The 13,169-nt window shown below is 34.4% G+C and carries 21 protein-coding genes and 2 pseudogenes; 3 read left to right on the forward strand and 20 right to left on the reverse strand.

The window, feature by feature from the left end:
• Window positions 1–5: 5 nt before the first annotated feature.
• The 3 genes from K5S59_RS18285 to K5S59_RS18295 all read right to left on the reverse strand — a co-directional run bounded on the left by K5S59_RS18285 (window position 6) and on the right by K5S59_RS18295 (window position 3,087).
• Window positions 6–533, reverse strand: coding sequence for a hypothetical protein (locus K5S59_RS18285; protein ID WP_000460229.1), 528 nt, complete (start codon window positions 531–533; stop codon window positions 6–8).
• A gap of 90 nt (window positions 534–623) precedes the next feature.
• Window positions 624–2,312, reverse strand: coding sequence for a formate--tetrahydrofolate ligase (locus K5S59_RS18290; protein ID WP_012644371.1), 1,689 nt, complete (start codon window positions 2,310–2,312; stop codon window positions 624–626).
• Window positions 2,313–2,406: 94 nt separating this feature from the next.
• Window positions 2,407–3,087 (reverse strand): class I SAM-dependent methyltransferase, encoded by a 681-nt coding sequence (locus tag K5S59_RS18295; protein ID WP_098258623.1) that lies wholly within the window; start codon window positions 3,085–3,087, stop codon window positions 2,407–2,409.
• Window positions 3,088–3,291: 204 nt separating this feature from the next.
• On the opposite strand from K5S59_RS18295, the gene K5S59_RS18300 reads away from it, so the two are divergent.
• Window positions 3,292–3,630: a hypothetical protein gene (locus K5S59_RS18300; protein WP_001253205.1), complete on the forward strand. Its 339-nt coding sequence runs from the start codon at window positions 3,292–3,294 to the stop codon at window positions 3,628–3,630.
• A 30-nt stretch (window positions 3,631–3,660) separates the two neighbouring features.
• Here K5S59_RS18300 and K5S59_RS18305 read toward each other — a convergent pair whose 3' ends face one another.
• The 4 genes from K5S59_RS18305 to ytfJ form a co-directional block, all read right to left on the reverse strand.
• A complete protein-coding gene (locus K5S59_RS18305; RefSeq protein WP_000798748.1) occupies window positions 3,661–3,873 on the reverse strand; it encodes a hypothetical protein in 213 nt (70 codons plus the stop codon).
• Window positions 3,874–3,942: 69 nt separating this feature from the next.
• On the reverse strand, window positions 3,943–4,263 hold the full coding sequence (locus K5S59_RS18310; RefSeq protein ID WP_000761192.1) for a hypothetical protein: 321 nt from the start codon (window positions 4,261–4,263) through the stop codon (window positions 3,943–3,945).
• Between the two features lie 51 nt (window positions 4,264–4,314).
• Window positions 4,315–5,091 carry a hypothetical protein gene (locus tag K5S59_RS18315; protein WP_000014093.1) on the reverse strand — a complete coding sequence of 259 codons (777 nt, stop codon included), beginning with the start codon at window positions 5,089–5,091 and terminating at the stop codon, window positions 4,315–4,317.
• 160 nt (window positions 5,092–5,251) lie between these two features.
• Entirely contained in the window at window positions 5,252–5,677 is a 426-nt protein-coding gene (ytfJ, locus tag K5S59_RS18320; protein WP_000349987.1) for a GerW family sporulation protein, read from the reverse strand.
• Between the two features lie 131 nt (window positions 5,678–5,808).
• Between ytfJ and K5S59_RS18325 the strand changes: the two are divergent.
• A pseudogene (locus tag K5S59_RS18325) lies at window positions 5,809–6,243 on the forward strand (GCN5 family acetyltransferase); the annotation flags it as partial.
• A 121-nt stretch (window positions 6,244–6,364) separates the two neighbouring features.
• On the opposite strand, the gene K5S59_RS18330 reads toward K5S59_RS18325, so the two are convergent.
• The 7 genes from K5S59_RS18330 to K5S59_RS18360 all read right to left on the reverse strand — a co-directional run bounded on the left by K5S59_RS18330 (window position 6,365) and on the right by K5S59_RS18360 (window position 9,264).
• On the reverse strand, window positions 6,365–6,580 hold the full coding sequence (locus K5S59_RS18330) for a hypothetical protein (protein WP_080000266.1): 216 nt from the start codon (window positions 6,578–6,580) through the stop codon (window positions 6,365–6,367).
• 131 nt (window positions 6,581–6,711) lie between these two features.
• Window positions 6,712–6,882, reverse strand: coding sequence for a hypothetical protein (locus K5S59_RS18335; RefSeq protein WP_418656653.1), 171 nt, complete (start codon window positions 6,880–6,882; stop codon window positions 6,712–6,714).
• Window positions 6,883–7,032: 150 nt separating this feature from the next.
• Window positions 7,033–7,221, reverse strand: a complete 189-nt coding sequence (locus tag K5S59_RS18340; RefSeq protein ID WP_000516414.1) for a hypothetical protein — start codon at window positions 7,219–7,221, stop codon at window positions 7,033–7,035.
• A 32-nt stretch (window positions 7,222–7,253) separates the two neighbouring features.
• Window positions 7,254–7,502 (reverse strand): DUF4176 domain-containing protein, encoded by a 249-nt coding sequence (locus tag K5S59_RS18345; RefSeq protein WP_000771614.1) that lies wholly within the window; start codon window positions 7,500–7,502, stop codon window positions 7,254–7,256.
• Between the two features lie 194 nt (window positions 7,503–7,696).
• Window positions 7,697–7,888 carry a hypothetical protein gene (locus tag K5S59_RS18350; RefSeq protein ID WP_016512960.1) on the reverse strand — a complete coding sequence of 64 codons (192 nt, stop codon included), beginning with the start codon at window positions 7,886–7,888 and terminating at the stop codon, window positions 7,697–7,699.
• Window position 7,889: 1 nt separating this feature from the next.
• Complete coding sequence (locus K5S59_RS18355; RefSeq protein ID WP_098258622.1) at window positions 7,890–8,786, reverse strand: WXG100 family type VII secretion target; 897 nt, start codon at window positions 8,784–8,786, stop codon at window positions 7,890–7,892.
• A 286-nt stretch (window positions 8,787–9,072) separates the two neighbouring features.
• Window positions 9,073–9,264 (reverse strand): hypothetical protein, encoded by a 192-nt coding sequence (locus tag K5S59_RS18360; protein ID WP_120449898.1) that lies wholly within the window; start codon window positions 9,262–9,264, stop codon window positions 9,073–9,075.
• 278 nt (window positions 9,265–9,542) lie between these two features.
• On the opposite strand from K5S59_RS18360, the pseudogene K5S59_RS18365 reads away from it, so the two are divergent.
• Window positions 9,543–9,733: pseudogene (locus tag K5S59_RS18365) on the forward strand (GNAT family N-acetyltransferase); the annotation flags it as partial.
• A 25-nt stretch (window positions 9,734–9,758) separates the two neighbouring features.
• Here the strand turns inward: K5S59_RS18365 and K5S59_RS18370 are convergent.
• From K5S59_RS18370 to K5S59_RS18395, 6 genes are all read right to left on the reverse strand, one after another.
• Complete coding sequence (locus tag K5S59_RS18370) at window positions 9,759–10,583, reverse strand: phosphotransferase family protein (RefSeq protein ID WP_120449896.1); 825 nt, start codon at window positions 10,581–10,583, stop codon at window positions 9,759–9,761.
• An 88-nt stretch (window positions 10,584–10,671) separates the two neighbouring features.
• Entirely contained in the window at window positions 10,672–11,100 is a 429-nt protein-coding gene (locus K5S59_RS18375; RefSeq protein WP_098258619.1) for a GNAT family N-acetyltransferase, read from the reverse strand.
• Complete coding sequence (locus K5S59_RS18380) at window positions 11,097–11,468, reverse strand: cupin domain-containing protein (RefSeq protein WP_098258618.1); 372 nt, start codon at window positions 11,466–11,468, stop codon at window positions 11,097–11,099. The genes K5S59_RS18375 and K5S59_RS18380 overlap by 4 nt, the downstream gene beginning before the upstream one ends.
• A 12-nt stretch (window positions 11,469–11,480) precedes the next feature.
• On the reverse strand, window positions 11,481–11,966 hold the full coding sequence (locus K5S59_RS18385; RefSeq protein WP_073518551.1) for a GNAT family N-acetyltransferase: 486 nt from the start codon (window positions 11,964–11,966) through the stop codon (window positions 11,481–11,483).
• Window positions 11,963–12,523, reverse strand: coding sequence for a 2'-5' RNA ligase family protein (locus tag K5S59_RS18390; protein WP_120449895.1), 561 nt, complete (start codon window positions 12,521–12,523; stop codon window positions 11,963–11,965). The genes K5S59_RS18385 and K5S59_RS18390 overlap by 4 nt, the downstream gene beginning before the upstream one ends.
• A 6-nt stretch (window positions 12,524–12,529) precedes the next feature.
• Entirely contained in the window at window positions 12,530–13,096 is a 567-nt protein-coding gene (locus K5S59_RS18395; protein WP_001181788.1) for a GNAT family N-acetyltransferase, read from the reverse strand.
• Window positions 13,097–13,169: the final 73 nt, after the last annotated feature.

A 13,169-nucleotide genomic window follows, 5' to 3' on the forward strand; every position in this document is an offset into this window, starting at 1 on the left:
TATCTCTATTTTTGAAGAAAATGTTGTATTGTTCGCACCGTTTCTATCATGTGTGAAATAACAGCTATTAAATCATCAACATGGTCTTCTGTAATCGCTTTTTGAAATAGAACCTCTACCTTATTATGATATGAAATCGCTTGCTTATTATATTCGTATGAAAGTTTTTGCGTAATCATTCTTTCTTTTCCCCATATAGAATGCATGAAAGTTTCAATTTCTTCGCACACTACCTCTGGCTTTTCTATCGGGAATGAAAATGCTAACTTCATTTCACAACCTGGTATAAATTGTGGTACTTCCAATATTTCACCAGATAAGTTCTTTGCATCTACAGATAGTGAAAATGTTGCTTCTACTAACTGTTCGAACGGCTCTGTTAATTGAAATGAAATATTGTATATACGACTTAATGAGGCAAGGTCCATCATATCTTTTCGATCTGTTACAAGAATATCTCCATGTAAATCAAAATCATAAACAGCACCTTCTACGATTACTTTTAAATTATCAAAAGCAGTTGGATCAAACATAATTTCCTCCAAAAAACAGGCGCCTTTCGATGGAAAGGCGCCACTTGATGTATATATAGTTTACAGATAAACGAGATGAATTACAACCTTTTAGAATAAACCTACTGCTTTTCCATCTTCATTTACATCCATTTGTAGTGCTGCTGGCTGTTTTGGAAGGCCTGGCATTGTTAACATTGTTCCTGTTAACGCAACGATAAACCCTGCACCAATAGATGGTTTTAGCTCACGAATTGTAACGATAAAGTCAGATGGACGACCTAATTTTGTTGCATCGTCAGAAAGAGAGTATTGTGTTTTCGCCATACAAATTGGTAGGTTACTCCAACCTTCTCCTTCATATTGAGCTAATTGCTTACGTGCTTTCGGAGCAAATTCAATATCTTTTGCGCCGTACACTTTTTGAGCAATTGTACGGATTTTTTCTTCTAATGGTAATTCTAATTCATAAAGTGGTGCGTAGTTGTTTTCACCTTTTTCAATTTCTTTTAACACTTTTTCAGCAAGGTCAACTCCGCCTTGGCCACCTTTCTCCCAAACTTCTGTTAAGGATACTGCATAGCCACGCTCATTGCACCACTCTTGTAAGTATGCAACTTCTGCATCTGTATCTGTAATAAATTTATTAATTGCAATTACGAAAGGCACACCGAAGCTTTGAATTGTTTCAACATGCTTCTGTAAGTTTTCCATACCTTTTGCTAATGCGTCTACATTTTCTTCTTTTAATTGATCTTTTGCTACGCCACCATGCATTTTAAGCGCACGAATAGTCGCAACAATAACAACTGCTTCTGGTTTAATGCCAGCTGCACGAGCTTTAATATCTAAAAACTTCTCTGCACCTAAATCAGCCCCGAATCCAGCTTCTGTAATAACATAATCACCTAATTTTGCTGCCATTGTTGTAGCGATAACACTGTTACAACCGTGAGCGATATTCGCAAATGGTCCGCCGTGAATGATAGCTGGTGTATTTTCTAACGTTTGCACTAAGTTAGGTTTTAATGCGTCTTTTAATAATAATGTTAACGCACCTTCTACACCTAAATCTTTAACCGTTACAGGTTGATTTGCAAAGTTATAAGCAACTACGATGCGAGATAGACGCGCTTTTAAATCTTGAATATCTGTTGCAAGGCAGAATACGGCCATAATTTCAGATGCCACTGTAATATCGAAACCATCTTCACGTGGTACACCTTGAACTGGTCCACCAAGACCAATTACTACGTTACGTAGGGCACGATCATTTAAGTCAACACAACGTTTCCAAACGATTTTACGCGTATCAATCCCAAGTGTGTTTCCTTGTTGGATATGATTATCAATAAACGCCGCTAACGCGTTATTAGCAGTTGTGATCGCATGAATATCTCCAGTAAAGTGAAGGTTAATGTCTTCCATAGGTACAACCTGTGAAAAACCACCACCTGCTGCTCCACCTTTTAGCCCCATCGTTGGTCCAAGAGATGGTTCGCGAAGTGCAATTACTGTTTTCTTACCAATTTTATTAAAAGCTTGACCTAAACCAACTGTTACTGTTGATTTACCTTCTCCAGCTGGAGTTGGGTTAATCGCTGTTACTAAAACAACTTTACCGTCTTTCTCGTTCTGTAAGCGCTTAAAAATGTCAAGAGATAACTTACCTTTATAATGCCCGTATGGCTCTAATTCATCTTCTAAAATATTTAATTCAGCTGCAATTTCTTGAATCTTCTTCATACTCGCTTCTTGTGCGATTTCAATGTCGGATTTAACTGTTGTAGTAGTTGTCATATACCCTAGTCCCCCTTTAATTGGTTCTGATGATATTGTATCAGTTTTTTGTATTTTCTGCACTTATTTACCTCCTAAAAATTCTTTCATTTCTTTATGCATTTTTTAACATAAATACCCATAAGAATGTTAACGATTGTTGTAACTCGATAGGTAGTTGACCTAGCATCTTCTCATTTACTCCGCGCTTATATACACCGATGCCATCTATAACTTCAAAACCTTGTTCTTTCGCTAACTGTTCAAATTCCCACGGCATCATCGTATTACAAACAACGTCTTTGCCGTATAAACGAGGATAACTGTTCTCTCGTGGTTTTGCTGTCGGCCCTAGAATTGCAATACATGCATACCCATCGCTTTTTAAAACGCGCTTTATCTCATTTAATGCCCGTAATGGCTCCTCGGTCCATTCTAAAGAATTTATTGCAATAATTGATTCAAATTGCTCATTTTCAAATGGCAAGGAAGAAAGATCCCCTTTTATAAAAGATAAATTCGGTCCTTCGCCGCGCCCCTTCCCTTTTTGAATCATCACTTCTGATAAATCTACTCCAACTGCTTTATAGCCCGCGCAACTTAATTTATATGTACCGTATCCATCACCACAACCAACATCGAGCACTTGAGCTTCTTTTTTCACATATTGTTCAAAAAATGGAATGATTGTACTCCTACTCCCGCTGTCCCACATCTCTTGACTATTTTGAGTCCAAAATTCTGCACTACTATCCCATTTTTTCTCTGCTGATTCATGCCAATTAAATTTCGTCATACATTCCCCTGCCTTCACGTTTTATCACTCATTTCATTCTACATCATTTTCCAAAATTCCTGTTTATCTTCATTAGGAGATGTACCAGCTAATAATGGAATCTTTATTCTCCAATTTTTGCTTTACCTGGGTTTAACTCATACTCATGTTCTTCTCTTTATGTAGGATACTATAGGTACACCCAATTGAAAGAGAGGGATGTACATGCGAAGAAAGAGAAATCATCATTTTAAAAGTGGTGAAAAAAACGAAGAGTATGCAGCTGAAATATCACCAGCTGGCATTCCGATTAGACATAACCGGAAAGAAATTGCAAATGAAATAGAAGGTACAAATACCGGTGCAATGGTAGGCTATGTCGCTTTATTTCTTTCGCTTTTCTCAATTGCATTTTATCCGGTTACACTCGGCTCTCTTGCGATTTTAGTCGGCTTATTAGCTGTCAATTTCGGAGCAAGAACACTTGGATATACAGCAATTGGTTTTGGTAGTTTTTCTGTTTTATTTACTTTACTCTATCCGCTTGCTTTGTCAGCGTTTTAAAAAAAACACACCAAGTTATACTTGGTGTGTTCATTCGTGATACAACATAATATGACCGCATCCACAGCAATGTTTCGCTGTAATTTCTTGAAACACTGGATAATTCTCTTCGTCCCGATGCTCAATAAACACCTTTTCAAATCGATACATATTTTGTGCATATGCCCAATCTTGTTTCGTACGTGCATACAAAGTTGAGGAAAAAAACTCCTCACCACCGCAAACGATACATGTATTCTTCATTACTACCCCTCCTATGCTTGTCTTACTTCATCTATATGAACATAAGCATAAGAAAAAGACCTTCTATTACTAGAAAGTCTTCTCTGAAACAAAAAGAAATGTACCAAACATTCCTACTCCGCTATATTCTTTCGTAACACCAGCTTCTGTTTTAAATGTTTGCTTTACAGTCATAAAGAATACACTATTTCGTGCATCTGTACTTTCAAATTGTAGTTTTTCTTTTTTACCATCTACATTTTGTGTGCATTCAAAACTACTCTCGTCACATTTCAATGCATACTTGTCCTCTACATACACTTTAAAATCTGATTCTTTCGGACAAGTAATAAGTAAAATCGTCACAAGAATAATACTTATCACACCCACAATTGTATAATATTTCTTCATTTGTACTCCTTTCAAATGACAAGAAAACTTGACTTCATGCGCCAAGTTTTCTTAGTCCACAACCCATTGCCATTCCTGTTCTTTCTTATCAAAAATGAGCCAACCTGTCTCTGTTGCTTCTTCTTTCAATTCATCGATATTATCTAGTACCTCATCCGTACTTTCATACGAACCAACTACATATACCGGAATTTCAAGACCTCTTCTTGACTCTATTTTCCCTGCTAGATCAATATAAAGACCATCTTCCATTAATGGAATAAGCCCCATAATCACTTCTTTCGAAATTGCTGGGAAAATTTTTGATTTTTGGAACAAAGAAAAACGTTTCTTACCGAAAGCACCGAGTTTATAAGGAATGACTTTACTTAACATTCCTACAAAATCAGCAATTCTACGATAATACACTTTGTTGTACCATCCATCATCATGTGAAAAATAAACAAATCTATTTTTCAATAGCGGAAAGAATGTTCTTGCAAGTGGTTCTTTTTTGTGAGCCAAATATAAAAGCTCCGCAATTTCTTTTGGCTCTAATTCATCTAAATCGCTTGCATCATCAAAATCTACCCAACAAAATTCATCAAATTCATCAATCTCTGCTTGAATTAGCTTATGTATATTTTCTTCCTCAACATATTCAAATAAAGTATGATAATGAAAATCTGTCCATTCAAAGTTATGCTTCAAAAGCAACACTTGATGAAGCGGTGAAGGGATGTTACTTGCAAACTCTTTAAACGTAATTCCTGATGTAATAAAACAATGACCCCGACGATTACCATTAATATATATCATATTCTTTACTTGGTCAGATCCTCCAGACAAAGCACCTAGCCACCTTCGTTTTATATGTTTCAATTCTATAGCATATTTTAACATGAAAAATTTTAGAAACATAGAAAAAAATTCAAAAACTATTTACAATTTCATGTGTTTTATTACATAGTGATTACAAGAAAAAACGCCTGCTCGTAAGCAGGCGTTTTTAAAGGATTTCATCTGGGTTTTGAGGATGATGATTTCCCTCTTTCTTTTCATCTTTTTGGAACATCGATTGAATTTTATCAATTGTTTGTGGAGCTAATTCAATCATTTTTTCTGCTAAATGTGTCGCATTTTGTAGATGCAGAATATTTACTCCATCTTTATTCACTACAAGAAATGCTACTGGTGTAATAGAAACACCACCCGCGCTACCGCCACCAAATGCAGGGTTACCGTTCGCTCTTTGTCCATCATTCGTTTGGAAATCAGAACCTCCTGCTCCAAACCCGAACGCTACTTTAGAAACCGTTAACACCACACCACCGTCAGCCGTTTGAACAGGCTCTCCAACAATCGTATTTACATCGACCATTTCTTTTAAATTTTCCATTGCCGCTTTCATTAACCCTTGAATTGGATGATCCACCGTTCATAACCTCCTTTGTCATATCTTTCCTAGTTTTTCCGAAAGTTGGTGAACTAAACATAAAATTTTATATTGATTTCAAAAAACTTAAGTTGTAATATTTAGAAAAATAAAAAAGAGGTCGATTCTTTATGATGAGAAAATTAACAAAGAAAGATCATGAACAAGTATTCGCTTACCTAAAAGAAGAAGCAGCCCTTAACTTGTTTATTATTGGGGATTTAGAAGCTTTCGGTTATGAAACAGACTTTCAAGAATTATGGGGCGTATTTAAAGAGAATGGAACATTAAAATCGATTTTACTCCGCTTCCATGATGCATTTATACCGTATAGTAAAGAAGAATTTGTTACCATTGATTATGAGGCACTTATTTCCGCCTATAGGCCGCTTAAAATCTCTGGCAAATCAACTATTGTAGAAAAATTTGAAACCGCTCCGAGTATACAACTAGGTGTCAAAAATGAAATGTATTTTTGTGAATGTCTAAATGACAACAACTTACCTATTACGCCTGTCCAAGAAACAATTAAACTTGCCACACTAGATGATGTAGAGAGAATTATGTATATGAACTACCCAAACGGATGGCTTATTTTATTTTTTACCTATCTTCCAATTATCATAATTAGGTGTTCTATATCCTCTATTTTAATAACTGTTCCAATTGGAACGGTTTCATAGTTATTTATTCTCTTTTTTTATTGATTTTTCCCATGAGATTTTGAACAACTATATTCCACAATAAAGAAAGTGCAGTGACAAACAGTACTGCTAAAGAAAAATAGATTCTATCCTTCCACGTATCATATACAATCATACCTAGCATAATCATTATTAACGCACCAATACATATCATTATTTTCGAAAACTTTCGCATTTTATAATCACTCTTCTTTCTCACATTCAAACGAAAAACCTCCACCATAACCATAAGAGACTATTCCCTACTTACTAATTATAGTAAGACTCTCTCCAACTCTTATGGGAAATTTATTGTTAAAATTTCCTAATCAATAAGAAATTTCTAGGTGTTTATTCACTTCTATTTGTAATTTTTTTAGCTAAACGATTAAATAATACTGAACTTCCATACGCCAACATCCCAATACCAATCATACCAATACTGAAAAATAGTTTCTGCCATAAATTAAATGGGAAAAACCACCCTGCAATAACAAGTACCATTGTGCCAATAATAATCATAAATTTTCTCCTCTCTTCCAAAGAAAAAATGAACCCTCCATTACACCATGGGAGTAACGTTAAAAGAGGTCACCAGTAGGTCACCTCCCAAGTAAAACGATTAATAATACATGTTACATATTTTCAGCTGTTATTCCATACAGTCTATCTCTATTTTTCCCTCTTCTTTTTTCGATTTTTAAATATAATCTCTAACGCTACTACTGCGATGAATCCAACAGTTAGTTGTATACCTGTAAACAATAGTTTATCATTTAGAGGAGTATCCGGAACACTCCACAGTAGTATCGGCGGGATAAGTATGCCAATGATTACAAGGATTCTCATTATTTTCCCCATTTTATTTTCCCCTATCGTATTTTCCAACTAATCTATAATTCTAATAATTTCTCGCGTAGAACTATTTCACTCTCAGTCATATACCCTCTATGCATTTCCTCTACAATCTTATCGTGATTAAAACATAATACTTTTTCATCCCCTAGATAGCCTATTGGGTAAGGAACACCCACATAATCAAAATCACGTTTATCTGCTGATATGACCATTCTTCCAATAATCATTACAATTTGTTCTATATCTTCTATTTTAACGACTGTTCCAATTGGTAATAGTTTCATTTGTTTTTTTCTCCTTTTTTAAGCATCTGTAATAGTTCTAATCCATTTTCATTAAAAATTTGAAAATGGATTCTAAAACAACATTTGAAGTAAATCCTATGAATAATTAAATTGCTGAAAAAATTTTTTTCTTGCAAAAAAACTTCAAGTGAATTCCGTATTATTATTGGATTACTTCTACCTTATACCAAACTTTATTTTTGTTTGAATTTTTTATATATTCGTCCTACTACTTTATTCGCTCCCAAGGAAATGGCTCCTAAAATTAAAACAAAAATAATAAGAGCAATCTTTTTAGGTAGGCTATATGGCAATAACATAGAAAATATAAGAAGTATCACAACTGCAACATATGTAATATATTTCCCCGCTTTAATTGGATCCATCTCAACTTTCCTCCTTTGTTTTTTCGACTTTTATAAATCCTCCAAGTCCAAATGCTTCTCCAAAGTACGCACCTGTCTCTGCACCTAATTGCACTTTAAAACCAGCTGTACCTAGTCCTACTTCTCCCTTTGCTATCACATCATGGTCTCCTATAAATGGAATGAAATCTGGAATATGTAAAATATTCACTTCAGCTTCATACTTGTTAGTCGTAACTTCTGTTGCAAGTTTGGCTGAATACTCTTCCACACCTACTGCGAAGTTTCCTTCACCCAATTTCTGAGTAATAGTTACTTCACGCTCAGATATACCCCAAGGAAAAAGTATTGGAACTTTCGTTTGAAAAGAGTTCTCTAAAGCCGTTCCTTCTATTTTTGCTCCTATAATATTCCCGGCCATCAAGTCCTCTTTGACAGTATCAAGTGAATATGGTAAATTCAAATCTATTTTTCCAGATAATGCTTTCATTCTCCATTCACCATCATTAATAATAGGTTTCTTTCCATCAACCACAGAACCTTCTACAGATCCACCAAGACGTTTTCCTTCTTTTAAAGATGCATCACCTGTAAGGATATCAACTTTGTCTTTGTTGTTTTCCAGAACCTTCGTTTGAGCCCTGCGATAATCTAATTCATCAACTTCACGGAATTTCTTAGCAGAATGTTTGAGTTCTTCTGAAATTTTATCCAATAGATTATTAACTTCAAAAATTTTTGGTTTCGCTTCATTAAACATTTGATAAAAATTTTGACTTGTCGCACCTGTCCATTGGGACGCTATGTACTCTGTTTGATTATAAAGATCTTTGTGCATATTGTCTAAAGTTTGTTTTATATCTTGCACCAACTTAGCTGACTGCTCCAAACGTTCTGGAGTAATTTTTATTAAACCCATAAACCCTTCCCCTTTTTTAATATTTATATAGAATATTTTACCACAGGAAATTAATTTTATAGAATAATATTTTTTATACTCTTAAAAATCCAAAAACTATCCCTCTTCACGAGAAACAATTTTAATCGATATTAATACATGCACAGATAGCTGATAAAGAGAATAAGGGGAATTATGATTAACCCTAGGTTATTTGTACTAAAAGAGCAACTGGTGTGGGTTAATCCTCCTAAAATTACTCTTAATAGGTACTATTATCATCATGATTTCCCCTATTGTATTAACTTTATTTATGTTGAAATTTACTATACATCCGTTCGTAAAACTTATTAGTAACCAGTGCACATGCTCCTAAAATAAGAACACCTGTAATAAAGCCAATCTTTTTAGGCAATTCATAATGAGACATAATAGCGACTACAAGCAAAATAGCAATTGCAACATATGTAATATATTTTCCATCCTTTAATGGTTGCATATTAATACGCTCCTCTCTTAATCCTCCAATTTAACGGGACACCCTATCCCATAACCATCTCTAACGTATAATCCCGTTTCATTCCCTAATTTAAACACTTAATAAATCTAGTTAATTTTCTATTTCCTGAAGTTCTGTCGTTTGTTCACTTAATAGTTTAACTAGTGGAAAGTTAGAAAGGCGATTCCATACAGAATGAAAAATCATCTTCAAAAAAATCGCTCATTTCACCAAATTTCTCTTATATAAGAGTTATATCCCATATACAAAATGCTTATATAGTCGTTGGCATATGTGCATACCCAGATTATCGCGGAGCAGATATACTTCGTTTACATTACATAAAATGATTCGGAACTTTACAACTGAAGGCCGAACACTTTGCTTATTTTATAACAACCAAGCTGCTGGACGAATTTATAAAAGACTAGGGTTTAAAGACATTGGGATGCGGACGATGTATCAATAATAAAAAGCCGATTTAAAATCGGCTTTTATACATATTGTGCTATTCCAGCTTCAAAAGCTTTCTTATCATTATTTAGTACGCCAAATAATGCTTCTTGAAGCGCAAATGTACTCTTATAAAAATACATTCGCTCCTTTACTGCTTCTAAATTAGGATAATAGGCTTCAAATAGTTGTAAAAACTCTTCTCCATAACTAGCTAATATGCCAGCAAAATCATAAGCTGGATCTCCAATGCTCGCCCCACCAAAATCTATGACCCCTGAAATATTCTTTTTTGTTGCACTATATAAAATGTTTGTCATGCCAAAGTCCCCATGAACAAGACTAGGAGTAAAGTTAAAATGACTACTTTCATTTAAATATAACTCAAACGATGTTGAGACCTCTTTTCTCGCCACATTTCTCATGAATGGATAAACATGTTCTTTTAATTGGCTATATAAACTATTTATTTCTGAATACATATCAGTACTATCACATTGCATAATATCTTCGAATGTAGATAACGGAATTTCATGCAACTCTTTTAAAAATCTCGCCAATGTGCACGCAAGTTTCTGTAATTGCTTTTCATCATTTATTTCCGTAAAAACATTTTTCCAAAACGGGTCTCCTTCAATCATCTCATAACCTGCAAATACTTTCCCTGGTACTTCATTTTGAAACCCTTGATAACTTGGATTGGGAATTTGAAGCGTAATGAAGGGTCTTATTTTCTCTAGTAACTGTGTTTCTATTCGAAGTTTCTGAATACCTTTTTCATATTTTGGGAAACGGAATACTACATTATCATTTACAATTAATACATCATTATTTTGGCCTATTTCATTTATATACGCGGATCTTATTTGTAATTCAGGACAAACCCTTTGTAAATACGAAACATACTCATTTTCTTTCTCATTCTTTCCCCTCTCCCGTTCAAGCCTATTGTTCTCACTTCAAAGTCATAATTACCTGTCTTTCAACAAACCCAAACTCTTCGTACATCTCTTTCGCAAAATTTCCAGCAAATACATTTAAACGAATTTCTGAATAATTCTTTTGTAATCCCTTAATACCAGCCTCCATTAACTTTCTTGACAATCCTTTCCCGCGGTACTCTGGAAAAACATACAATTCGTATATAAACCCTAGTTTTTCATGAGAAAAATAGTCCGTATTTTCCCCTATTAATATCCACCCCATTACAACGTTTTCTTCTTTAACGACTAAATAATACGCTCCCTTTTCTACAATCGGCCTTGTAATTTCAATCGCTTTCTCTGTATTTAAACGACAATTTCCCCTCGTACCTTCAAAAAGCGATTGAGCTGCATATTGTATTATTTCGTCCGTTTCTTCCCGATTTGCCTTTTCTATCATTTTTCACAACTCTCCTCTTTAATAGGCATTAATATCGCTCGTTCAAGATCCTCCGCTTCCATAACAATTGCCATTAATCCATGCTCTGTACTTGTCTCATGAAGCTCCCCCTTTTCCCAAAACACAGCTTGTCCCGCTTCCACCTTCACTTTTTCTTTATCTGCTCCACATACATATCCTTCTCCGTCCACAATAAGAAGCAGTTGCGATACAACTGCTTCATGATATCCAATTATTCCATTCTCTTGTAAATGCATAGCACCGATATGTACATTTCCTCTATGATTTAATATTTTCGACATTATGAAATTAGATTGAAATGCTGATATGTGTTTTCCTACTTTTTCACTAAAATCAAATATCTTCATTCCTAGTCCTCCTTATACGTATAAAACCATTCTTACTGTCTGCATCATATGTCCTTCAAAATCTTCTTCAAATTCCTCTAATTGTGCAAAACCTTTCGCTTCATAAAAATGTTTTCCTTTTTCATTCGCTGCTTCTACATGAATATATAATTTCCGAATTCCTTTTAATGCCGTTAACCCTTTTTGTAATAAAGCACTTCCTATCCCTTTCCCTTGCTGATCTGGTAACAAATAAATCGCACCTAATTCTGCTTCATTTTGCAGTCTAACAGGTGAAAAATTCGCAAAGCCAATTACTTCTCCCTCTTCTTCCGCAACGAATAAATGTGTATTTTCGAGACGATATTTCATTTTTTCATCAGAATAAGCCTCGTCTAAGAAACTGTCTTGAATCTCTCTCGGAATAATACCTTCGTACGTATCATGCCAAGCTATTTTCGCTACTGATTGTACAGCGTGAATATCTTCTTGCTTCATTTCTCTAATTACATATGTCATCTCGATGTCTCCATTCTCTTAAAATTATATTCTGCTAATATACTAGAAGAAATGGCAGAACCATTTTCATAATTCACCTTAATTAATTTTAATTTTTCAATTGAAGCTATTGCGTAATCAAATTTTTCATATATATATTCCATTACACTTAAAAACTGATTTGCATGTAACTTAATTGCAATTGTACAATGCGGAACCCATTTTCCAGGCACATAATATGAATTTAAATTATCATGAAAAGTTTTAAAATAATCATGATAAGAATGATGAATTCTTAACAATTCATCGGTAATAGTCGGTGCTAGAAAGATTGTTCCGTTAGTAGGAAAAGTTCCAACAGAAGGAAAAGTTACCTCAGCCATATTCTCTTGAACTGCTACAAACTCCTCTATTTTCTCCTTATATAAATGAACGTCTAACTCATGGTAATCAGCTAATGTAATATGAGGTTCTACTCCTGCTAATTGATTTGTGCCAATGATATTTGTTATTTCATTTTGCAATTCTATAATTGTATTAGTAAACACACGATCAAATGTAGCAATAATAGCGTACATACTTCCTCACCCCTCCGTTACATATAGCGCTTCCCATTCTTCACGAATCATACCCATTCGAATAGAATCATAGTATGTTCCGTTGTAATAACGGCATTTGCGCATTCTACCTTCTAAAGTCATTCCTATTTTCTCCGCTACTTTCATCATTCGTTCATTACCAGACCAAGTCGTGATTCCTACCCTACCAATTTCCATCTTTTCAAATAGTAAATCTCGATATAACATTAACGCTTCTGTACCGTAGCCACCATTCCAGTAATTTGGATTATAAATAACAAGCCCCATCTCCAACCAACGCGTCGGTTTATGCTCCCAATAAAACCCGATTGTTCCTATAATTTGGCCGTTATGTTCTATAATTAATTTAGATAGAGGTTCTTCTTTTAAACGTGTTTGCATCCCCTCTTTATAAGATGAGTATTCTTGCATTGGAAACGGAAAATACGGTGCATCCCATTTTTTCCATTCTGGATTTTTTTCTTTAAATACGAGATTCCATAATGGGTTTATATCTGATTCTTCAATTGTACGAATTGTAACTTTATCCCCTTTTACTATTACGTTTTGCATAATTTTCCTCCTACAACTCTCTTTATTTCATATATAATTATAATATTTTTTCAGAAAAATCAAAACAAATATC

The sequence above is a fragment of the Bacillus sp. BML-BC051 genome (genome assembly GCF_019656175.1).
GTDB classification, from domain to species: Bacteria; Bacillota; Bacilli; order Bacillales; family Bacillaceae_G; genus Bacillus_A; species Bacillus_A mobilis.